The sequence below is a fragment of the Ruegeria sp. HKCCD9138 genome (assembly GCF_057220975.1).
This window is the reverse complement of sequence record NZ_JBWVAZ010000013.1, coordinates 111,901-120,911: the sequence shown is the minus strand read 5'-3', so window position 1 is coordinate 120,911 and position 9,011 is coordinate 111,901. Positions and strand designations below refer to the sequence as shown.

The 9,011-nt window shown below is 54.8% G+C and carries 9 protein-coding genes; 1 reads left to right on the top strand and 8 read right to left on the bottom strand.

The window, feature by feature from the left end:
• Positions 1-392 precede the first annotated feature (392 nt).
• From AC2TEL_RS19190 to AC2TEL_RS19170, 5 genes are all read right to left on the bottom strand, one after another.
• Entirely contained in the window at positions 393-1,067 is a 675-nt protein-coding gene (locus AC2TEL_RS19190) for an HAD family hydrolase (protein ID WP_480906243.1), read from the bottom strand.
• A gap of 158 nt (positions 1,068-1,225) precedes the next feature.
• A complete protein-coding gene (locus AC2TEL_RS19185; protein ID WP_480906240.1) occupies positions 1,226-3,367 on the bottom strand; it encodes a hypothetical protein in 2,142 nt (713 codons plus the stop codon).
• Entirely contained in the window at positions 3,364-3,672 is a 309-nt protein-coding gene (locus AC2TEL_RS19180; RefSeq protein ID WP_480906238.1) for a hypothetical protein, read from the bottom strand. Before AC2TEL_RS19180 ends, AC2TEL_RS19185 begins: the two co-directional genes overlap by 4 nt.
• Positions 3,662-3,871, bottom strand: a complete 210-nt coding sequence (locus AC2TEL_RS19175; RefSeq protein ID WP_217356921.1) for a helix-turn-helix transcriptional regulator — start codon at positions 3,869-3,871, stop codon at positions 3,662-3,664. Before AC2TEL_RS19175 ends, AC2TEL_RS19180 begins: the two co-directional genes overlap by 11 nt.
• Positions 3,872-4,014: 143 nt before the next feature.
• A complete protein-coding gene (locus AC2TEL_RS19170) occupies positions 4,015-4,791 on the bottom strand; it encodes a hypothetical protein (RefSeq protein WP_480906235.1) in 777 nt (258 codons plus the stop codon).
• 440 nt (positions 4,792-5,231) lie between these two features.
• Between AC2TEL_RS19170 and AC2TEL_RS19165 the strand changes: the two genes are divergently transcribed.
• Positions 5,232-6,521 carry an adenylate/guanylate cyclase domain-containing protein gene (locus AC2TEL_RS19165; protein WP_480906232.1) on the top strand — a complete coding sequence of 430 codons (1,290 nt, stop codon included), beginning with the start codon at positions 5,232-5,234 and terminating at the stop codon, positions 6,519-6,521.
• Between the two features lie 105 nt (positions 6,522-6,626).
• Here the strand turns inward: AC2TEL_RS19165 and AC2TEL_RS19160 are convergent, their stop codons facing one another.
• The 3 genes from AC2TEL_RS19160 to AC2TEL_RS19150 form a co-directional block, all read right to left on the bottom strand.
• Positions 6,627-7,286 carry a TrmH family RNA methyltransferase gene (locus AC2TEL_RS19160; protein WP_480839800.1) on the bottom strand — a complete coding sequence of 220 codons (660 nt, stop codon included), beginning with the start codon at positions 7,284-7,286 and terminating at the stop codon, positions 6,627-6,629.
• Between the two features lie 115 nt (positions 7,287-7,401).
• Positions 7,402-7,761 (bottom strand): hypothetical protein, encoded by a 360-nt coding sequence (locus AC2TEL_RS19155; protein ID WP_480906229.1) that lies wholly within the window; start codon positions 7,759-7,761, stop codon positions 7,402-7,404.
• Between the two features lie 74 nt (positions 7,762-7,835).
• Positions 7,836-8,987 carry a tyrosine-type recombinase/integrase gene (locus AC2TEL_RS19150; protein ID WP_480906226.1) on the bottom strand — a complete coding sequence of 384 codons (1,152 nt, stop codon included), beginning with the start codon at positions 8,985-8,987 and terminating at the stop codon, positions 7,836-7,838.
• Positions 8,988-9,011: the final 24 nt, after the last annotated feature.

The following is a 9,011-nucleotide window of genomic DNA, read 5'->3' as shown; positions in this document are numbered from 1 at the left end:
CTCGTCAGGCTCATAACCTGAAGGTCAGAGGTTCAAATCCTCTCCCCGCAACCAAAAATACCTACATGATTACAACGCACTAACGCCCCAAGGGCCGCTTTTTGCATTTGGCGTGTTGGAGCGTGGTGCTACAGCGGTGCTACACTACAGAGCAAACTACGGCTACGTGTCACTTACGAAACGGAGGCTGATTCTTTCTCCTAATGAAAACCAACGCGCCTTCACCGTCAGTGCTGTCAGCACCGTCAGCCAAGTGAAACTGCATTGCCCCTAGTCGTATGCAAAGGGATTTTCTCCCTACCCGGGGTATACGCGGGGCCGGGTATGCCCCGGGTAGGGAAATACCATGCTTCAAGCCGAAGTCACGAATGACGGCTTTGAGCCCAAAGCGACTACGTAAGTTGGCGCAAAACGGTGCTCAACTCTGACAATGAATGTATCTCGGCGTCGGTTTCTTTGAGCAGATCGTCCGGCCACGTCGCACCGTTTGGAAACCAAACGGATTTCATTCCAGCTCTTCTGGAAGCAACGACATCCGCCGTCGGTGAGTCACCAACAAATACACAGCTTTCTGGACGCACTGACAAATTTTGCGCTGCTAGGTGAAAGATTCTTGGATCGGGCTTTCTGAGATTTACCGCCTCAGAGATCACGTAATCGTCCACCAATCGATCCAAGTTCAGAGCCAACAAAGATCGAAGCTGAATGTGAGTTTGTCCATTTGTGACAATCCCAATTTTGAACCCTAACTCTCTGATATCCTTAAGTGCATCCGACATGCCGTCGAAGCCTGAGGCAAACCTCCACGCGTTCGCCTCGTAGTGCTCGAACAGTTCAGCAGCAAGCGCCTCATCATCTCTGCCTAACTCTGCCAAAAGTGCGCGGTAAACTTCATCTTTTGGTTTCGTTCCCCGGCTATCGAGTTCCAAAAAGCGACCAATAGTCATTTCCACATTCGGAAATATGTCAGGGTACTGACTTCTAATCTGGTCTTCGATGAACTGCCTCAGGGAGGCAGTGCGAGCAAAGAGGGTTTCGTCAAGATCGAAGAGGACAGCAGAAATCACAAATCATATTAGATCATGCTGTTTTGAATTCGGCAACGTTAGCTTTGTCCCGCATAGCGGACAAAGGCTCTGTGCAAAACATCCGAAGGAATAGAACAAAGGTAGAAGCGCCCGACAGTTCAGGTCGAGCGCTTGAGCATTCGTTGCGGCGTGGATTCTCAACGGTTTGTCAATTCAATCACCCGCATCCCGGCTTTGCCTTCCCGACTGAACGCGATGTTCACGCCCTGACGCCGCAACACGGGCTGAACCCTGCGTAGCGCCGCACCAAACCGCGCCTCAGATCGGGGAAAGCTGTGGCTGTCTTCTGTCAGCGCAGGGAAACGGTCCCGCAGAACCTGCTTCAACTCGGTTGCCGTGCCGCTCCAAAGTTGCCGCCCATCCATCAGCGACAGAATTGCCAGCGCGACCGGGTTGGCTTCGACAGCGGCTTGATCGCTGCGGGCGCGATTGGCCGCGTAGGAGTCCAGAAACGCGCCCTGAGGCCATCCAAGGGCATCTTCGGCGGCAACCACCCATTTTGCGAAATCCGCCATCCTAGGGGCTTCTGATAGGCTCACAGAGTCAATTCGACCCAAGGCACAGGAAACCGCGTCCAGAAGCGCGCCCAGTATGTAAGGCTTGGCCTTCGCAAAGTCGCGGTTGAACGCACCCAAGGTTTTGCGCTTGCCGGGTGGGATCACCGGCAAATGAATGCCTATCGCGCGATCCGCCAGATCAGGCCGCGCCGCCAAATCGGGAATGCCGTTCAACAGGCAGGGCCGGGTGGCGTTGAACAATATTTCGTCGCTGTCGGTGTGCAGTTTGCGGGTGCCAAAGCCGCCGCCGGTGGCGATCCGGCAGAAGGCGTCCGCCATCATCGGGCGAATGGTTGAGAGATTGTCAAAGCTCAGAACATGGTTGTGCATGGCGGCAATCACCAAATCCTGCTCGGATGTGGGCGTGCTGCGGGTACTCGGCTGGGCCGGGTCGATCAGATCGCGCAGGGTTTGCGCGGTGGTGCTTTTGGCGCTGCCCTGCTCGCCTGACAGGATCAGGATGGGGTAGGGGCCTTTGGAGTGGAAACATCCCAGAACCCATGCCACCAGCATTCGGAAATCATCTTCGCTGTCCACATTCAGGAAATCACGCAACAGGTCGATGCCGTGTTCATGCCGTTCCGGTGCTGGCAGCGCCTGCATGGCTGGTGAGCGGCGAAACCGCGCGGGCGGGTGGCTGACCACCTGCCAGCCCTCAGAAGTGATCGCCACAGCCTGCCAATCTGTGTCGCCGAGGTCGAGATAGACCGTGCGCCCAATAGAGGCGATGCGGCTGGACACGGGGTAAGTCTCGCCTTCAAACCGCGCCACCCCTTCGAGCATCCGGCGCTTGTCATCCAGCGCGGCATTGGAGGGGGCTTTGCCTTCGGCCCTGTAATGGGCGTACGCCAGATAGTTGCGGAAGGTCGACGATCCGACCGGCCAATGCTCGAAGTGACCCTTGGCCGGTATCGTTACATAGGGCTCACCTTGCGGCGTGTTCCAAAGTTCCAGCCCGTCCACCAGTGCGGCATTGTCATTGTTACGTATAGGTGCAGGCTCGTCCCTACGTATAGGTATCGTATACGGATCGGGGTTGTTCCTACGATACATAGGGGAATGCGGGTCATTTGCGGCAGGCTGAACCTTACTCGTCAGGTAAGCGGCAGTTGCATCCGGCAGATCACACGCCACGCTGTTTATCAGGGCATCTAGCTCACCGTTCCCCCAGCCTGCGGTAATGGCGTCAGCCACGTCCCAGCCCTTACGTATAGGTATATGGATCAGGCCCATTGAATCATGTGCGCGAACCAGTTCGTCATTGATCGGCAGGATCAACGGCGTTGCCCTATGTACCGTAACGAGCTCTTCGGCCAACTTGGCGGCATAGCTCTGTCCCGGTTCATCATGATCAGGCCAGATAATGACAGTGCGGCCTGCCAGCGGGGAGAGGTCAGTTTTTGCCAACGCCTTGCTGCCGCCAAAACTGGTGGAGGCCAGATAGCCCAAGGCGGTCAGAGCGTCGGCGCATTTCTCGCCCTCAACCCAGATCACCGGCTGATCGGGGTCTGCCTGGGTGATCCGGTCCAGTTGATAAATCGGGCGTGATTGAGGCGCTTTCCACGCTTCCTTGCTCACGTCATAGGGCAGAAAGAACTTACCCTTTCCGTAGCCTTCATAACGATTGGCGACGAGCACAGGTGCTCCCGTTTTGCTGCGGTAAACATGCTGGGCGTCAGCGACACCGGCTGTCGGATGGCTAAGGTCAAGTAGCGCGTTCATGCCTGCACCCCCAGACGGTGGGCCAGCGCACGTGCGGCCTGTCCTTGCTGGACCCCGTTCAGATAGGCAAAGAGGCTAATGGCATCGCCGCCTTTGTCATCTGTGGCGAAGTCTGCCCAAAGCCCGCTATCGAGATTGATCCGAAACGAACCGCGTGACCGATCTGCGCGGGTCGGGTTCAGCGCAACCCATTCGCGGCCAATGATCCGGCCATCAGGCAACCATTCCGCCAGAAGACTTTGCAAGTTGATCCGGGCCAGTTCCGCAATTGCCGCGAATTCGATGGGTTTCCAGTTACCAGTCATTTGCAACCACCTCCTGAAGACGCGCGATCTCGAAGGCTTCCACATCTCCGGCGCGATATCGGACCAAACGGCCAACTTTGACATAAGCCAGCGGGTAGCGCTTGGTGCAGCGCCACGTGGCAAGGGTAGTTGTGGACACGCCGAGACGTTCGGCAACTTGCTCGGGTTTAAGCAGGGTGTTTGCCTGTTTTGCGATCATGATAACCTCCATCAGTTTAGATCGATGAAGAGAAACCTAGAGCGCGATTGGCCACGCTTAAACGCGTGAAGCAGGCAACATAATGCAGTTCCTGCGTAGGAAAAGGGGTAGGTTAATTGCCACGCAATGTGGCAAAAATATGTCTAAATCACCCGCATCACGGTGACAACGCGGGTGCGCGTCAGGCCCGGGTCGAGTTTCCGAGCAATCAAATGAATCGCGTCAACGGCGGGCGCTTTGTTCTGTTTGGTGGCTGGATCGTAGCGACCTGCATTGAAGGGGCGCATGGCGTTGCGTTGCCAAAAGGGACGGAAAGCACGGGCCAAGGCCGCAACCGGCTGGCTGTCGGTTTTCTTTGGCCTGCGAGACCAGCGGTCCAGATCGGCACCGTAGTAGCTGCTTGGGCTGTCATTCTCGCTCAGAGCAACCGTTTGCGCAGCGGCCTTTTGCAACAGGTCCAGAAACGCCGCGATGTGACCGACAGGATCACCGGGACCAAATGCGCCGTCGATCAGGTTCACTATTCCGGCAGCGCTTGGGTCGGCTGATAGGGCCTGCGATTCCAGCGCATCGGCCAGCTTTACGGAACAGTTGGGCGATCCTTGCACCCGGGCAAGGTCCACCGAAACCGCCTCAAGCTTTGCAGATAATGCGGACAGGCGGCGGTATTCCATCGCCCCCGGTTTGCGGCGGCGCATCTTGCGACGTTCGCGGATGTAAGCCCGCGCCGCGGCCTCAACCCCTTTGCGCAGGTCGTCAACATTGGCTTTGGGGCCAATCAACAACTCAAGTTCGAGCATAAACCGGGCGTCATAAAGGCGGTGTAGCTCTGATAGAAAGCCGTGGCCTGCCATTAAACGTTGCCATGGATCGAGCGGCGTCGCTTCGGTGTCGGGGAGTGTGTTGTTAGCCTGTTCCATGACGCCGCTTGTTCAGGAAAAGCCAGCAAAACGCCAGTGGCTGACAGCGCTGACAGTGCAGACGGTGAAACTCGGTTGGTCTGGCCGGAGACCATTCTAGTGATAGTAGGGATTTGGTAATAACTTACCTCCCAGCCTTAGTTGGCTCCAGCGGGAAGGCCACTGAGCTGCCCTTCGCAGCTAGTGCAAGACTGGGTCTCAGCGACGTCGGCAATGCATAGGAAGCGGACTTTTAATCAAAGATGCAGTGATTTTGAGCCGTGGACAGCGGCTATGCGGGACAATGCTGCCGTTCGTCGCTAAACGCAATATGAGTGGATTCTAACGTCGGTGCTTAGGCAAAGGCGGCCTAACAAATTAGCGTCAAGTTGCACAGACTGGAAAGCAACCGGCTGCATGACTACGATTGAATCAGTTCAATCGTCATCAAAGGCGCAATAGTGGATCGGAAGTCAGAGGAAACGGATCACCAAGAATTAAATGAAGAGCTTGCGCGTGCACGCGAACGCGCGAGCGCGTTGCGCGCAATTCTACATGTCATTTCCCGCTCCCGCGACGACGAAAAGCCTGTCTTTGATGTGATCCTCGAAAGCGCAGCGCGTTTGTGCAATGCGCCATTTGCATGTCTGTTCTTGGCTAACGAAGAGCGGACTCACTTGACTATCCCTGCCTATCATGGCGCACGGTCAGAGTTCGTAGAGCTGATAAACGCGAACCCGCTGCCGATGGACCCGGAACAGTCGCTGACAGTTCAAGCTATGATAGCTCGCGAACCATTGCAGATCGCCGATGCACGCGATCAAATTTACGATGCCGGGCAGCCGCACCGGGTTCACGCGGTCGAAGTAGAGGGCATACGCACACTTCTTACGGTTCCATTGTTGACGGCGGACTCGTCGCTCGGAGTGTTGTTTCTCTACCGGCGGGAAGTGGCGCCTTTCACCAAAGACGAGATAGCATTGGTGCAGACATTTGCTGATCAGGCCGAAATCGCCATTGAAAACGTTCGGCAGTTTAGAGCTCTCGAAACACTCAATGCCGAGCTCGGCGACCGTGTCAAAGAGCAGGTCGGCGAGATCGAGCGGATGGGCAAACTCAAGCGTTTTCTCCCGGCGGCCGTAGCGGACACTGTAGTTTCCAAAGGCTCCGAAAAGATGCTTTCGAGCCACAGGGCCCTTCTCGGCGTTCTCTTCTGCGACATTCGAGGTTTCACAGCATTCTGCGAAACCGCAGAACCGGAGGAAACCATCGAGATTCTTCAAACTTATCACCGGGAAATGGGACGCCTCATCAGCGAGCATAGTGCAGGTGTCGATCATCGGTCGGGCGACGGAATCATGGTGATATTCAACGACCCCATTCCTTGCGATGATCCGGCGGGTGATGCGGTGCGGCTCGCGCTCTCGATGCGCGCCCGGATGGCCAAGCTTTGCAAGAGCTGGAAGCGACTTGGGCACAGGTTGGGGTTCGGCGTCGGAGTTTCGCTCGGTTACGCGACGGTGGGGATGGTTGGCTACGAAGGTCGCTACGACTACACCGCGTCTGGCACCTCGGTAAACCTTGCTGCGAGGCTTTGTGATCAAGCCGAAGACGGGGAAATTTTGTTGTCACCGCGGGCGGCAATTGCAGTGGAAAACGATTTCATTGCCGCTTCCGCGGGTGAACTGACACTTAAAGGAATGCGAGAGCCGATTGAGGTTTTTAAGCTTTCTGGAAAAGTAAAAAACTGAACTGTCTGTTTGGGCTCAAACCGGTCATCTGATAGTTTTGGTTGGTCCATACAGCGCGAACAACTGCAGTGCGGACTAGAGCCGCCATTCAAATTAAACGTTACGCTAGCTGTCGTGGTCTTCACGAAGCATTACCGTGGGCAAAGGCTTGGAGCGTTTCCCTTTGTTTCGACCGCGTCGATATTTGCTCTGATATTCTCTGCGTTGCTTAGTTACTTCATAGAGAACAATGCCCGAGCTTGTACCTAGGTTTAGGCTTTCGATCATTCCGAACATTGGAACAGCGACACACATCTCGCTGCGTTCTACCGCGCTGTCTGTGATACCGCGTTTTTCGTTTCCGAACCATACAGCCAACTTGGTGTGTGTCGTGAAATCACCTTCGTGAAGAAAGACGTTTTTCTTTCCTTTCACGTGAGGTGATGTGACGACCGATATAAACCCTTGCTTTTCCAGATGGTTAAGACACTCGTCAGTGCTATCGAACCGCTTCACAAATGTCCATTTCACCGCCGACACAGAGGTCTTAGACAGCGACTTTCGCTCTCGCATCTCTTGCCAATTTTCCGGCAAGGCTTTGCGCGGATCGACGATATAGACCTTTTCAACGCCTAGTGCGTTTGCGTTGCGAATGACCGTTCCGATGTTCTTGATATCGACCGGATCTTCTATGACGGCAATCAAGTTCTTGCAGCGAAATGCCTTTATCGCATCTGCACGCTTGCGGACCGTCGCCTTGGACTTCTTGGGTTCTGTGTTTTCCATCTCAGACGAGTATCACGTAGCAGGCAAGTTTCAAGACACGTCCTTTAGTCCAGAAGCTGTCAAGCAGCATGCCCGCTCTGGGCTCAGAAGCAGTCATTGATGTCACTTACAGAGTTCAGGAATTGCCTTCACTTAAACTCTGTTCATAAACAGCATAGCGACCCGGGAACAACTCTTCGTATCGAGGGTGCGGAATTCCCAGAACATCAATACGGAGTTCTTTGTGTTCGCCAAAATCATACTCAAAAAGTACTGCGTCGGAGCACTCAATTGCGTTACAATCCTTGGATTGCACCGATAGACCAACCCAACGATTTATGGACGGATCATCGTCCGGTTGCGGCGCGATGCGTGCTCGGAAATCTGCGAAGCCTTCTTCGGCAACGAATACACCTTCCGCGCAACCCATTGGCGGGTCACCATCCTCCAGTGCCGAAGTTCCAATTAGCTTTTCGTGGTAATAGATTTGGAACATGGCAGAGCATTAGCTTGTGAGATTTGTGTACGCAAGAGGTGATAGCCGCGTCGTCGGTTTGGGCTCTTTCCGCCCTAGGTAGACTTTGAAAACATCAACTCTGTCGCCTTGTCCACACTCTCCCTGACCGGGTCTAGGTTTAACCTTGCGTAGATTGCTGTGGACTGTTGGGACCGATGCCCGAGAGACTTACCAATAATGTATCCATTGGCCCCCGTTGCCGCCTGATAGCTGCCCAAGGTGCGACGCAGGTCATGAATGCGCAGGTCTTCAATTCCTGCCTCTTTCAGGATTCGGCTCCAAGCTTTCTTGGGGTCGGCAAGGTGGCCGCTTTTGCCCGAGCCTTCGAAAACGTAGGGGCTGTCTGACTTGAGCTTTCGTTCGATTAGCAACTCAACTGCCTGTTGGGGGAGATGAACCGTCAACGGGTCTGCATTCTTGGTTTCTTCGATCCGCCATGTGGCCGATTTGAAGTTGATATCCTTCCACATCATTGCCAGCGTGTTTGACTTTCGCGCCCCTGTCAGCAGGGAAATCATAAAGAAATCTCGCGCGGCCTCGTTGGACTCATTGGCCAATGCCGCAAAGAAGTGAGGCAGTTCGTCTGGCTGCAAGAACCTGTCGCGACTTTGTTCCCGAAATTTCTTGATGCCGACAGCGGGGTTAACCCCCTTCCAGCCCCATTCAATCGCCTTGTTGAAGATGGAGCGAATGCGTTCCAGCAAACGATTGGCCTGATAGAGTCCGTTTTCCTTGCCGATCTTTGCGTGAAGCCTTTCTACTTCGGCTCGGTCAATGCTGGAAATCTTGCGGCGAAACCAATGGGACAGATACTTGTTCACTTCCCGTTCGTCATACTGCCAAGATTTCTTGTGAACTTTGGAATACTTGTCCATGTATTCGGCAAAAAGCGCGGAGAAAGTCATTTCATCCCGGACGGCCCTTTTTTCTTTCTGAGGGTTAGACCCTGACGCGATGCCGCCTTTGGCTTTTGCGGCTGCCTTGCGGGCTTGTTCCACGGTCATGTCAGGAAATTTGCCGAGCAACAGTCGCTCGGGTCTCCCCTCAATCCGTTTGTAGAGGTAAAAGCTTTTCGACCCTGCGCCCGTTACGGCCAATATGAGGCCCGCTTCCCGCTCGTCGTAGTAGTAATCCCGCGAACCTTTCTTTGCGGCTGGTGCTTTCAGAAGGGCGGCTTTGGTGAAGTTCAAACGGTGACTGGCCACGGTGTTTCCTTGAATTGCTTTGGT

Excerpts from the sequence above, each read along its gene's own strand:
- AC2TEL_RS19185 (WP_480906240.1), bottom strand. The coding sequence starts at position 3,367 with ATGAACGCGCTACTTGACCTTAGCCATCCGACAGCCGGTGTCGCTGAC.
- AC2TEL_RS19180 (WP_480906238.1), bottom strand. The coding sequence starts at position 3,672 with ATGACTGGTAACTGGAAACCCATCGAATTCGCGGCAATTGCGGAACTG.
- AC2TEL_RS19175 (WP_217356921.1), bottom strand. The coding sequence starts at position 3,871 with ATGATCGCAAAACAGGCAAACACCCTGCTTAAACCCGAGCAAGTTGCC.
- AC2TEL_RS19170 (WP_480906235.1), bottom strand. The coding sequence starts at position 4,791 with ATGGAACAGGCTAACAACACACTCCCCGACACCGAAGCGACGCCGCTC.
- AC2TEL_RS19160 (WP_480839800.1), bottom strand. The coding sequence starts at position 7,286 with ATGGAAAACACAGAACCCAAGAAGTCCAAGGCGACGGTCCGCAAGCGT.
- AC2TEL_RS19155 (WP_480906229.1), bottom strand. The coding sequence starts at position 7,761 with ATGTTCCAAATCTATTACCACGAAAAGCTAATTGGAACTTCGGCACTG.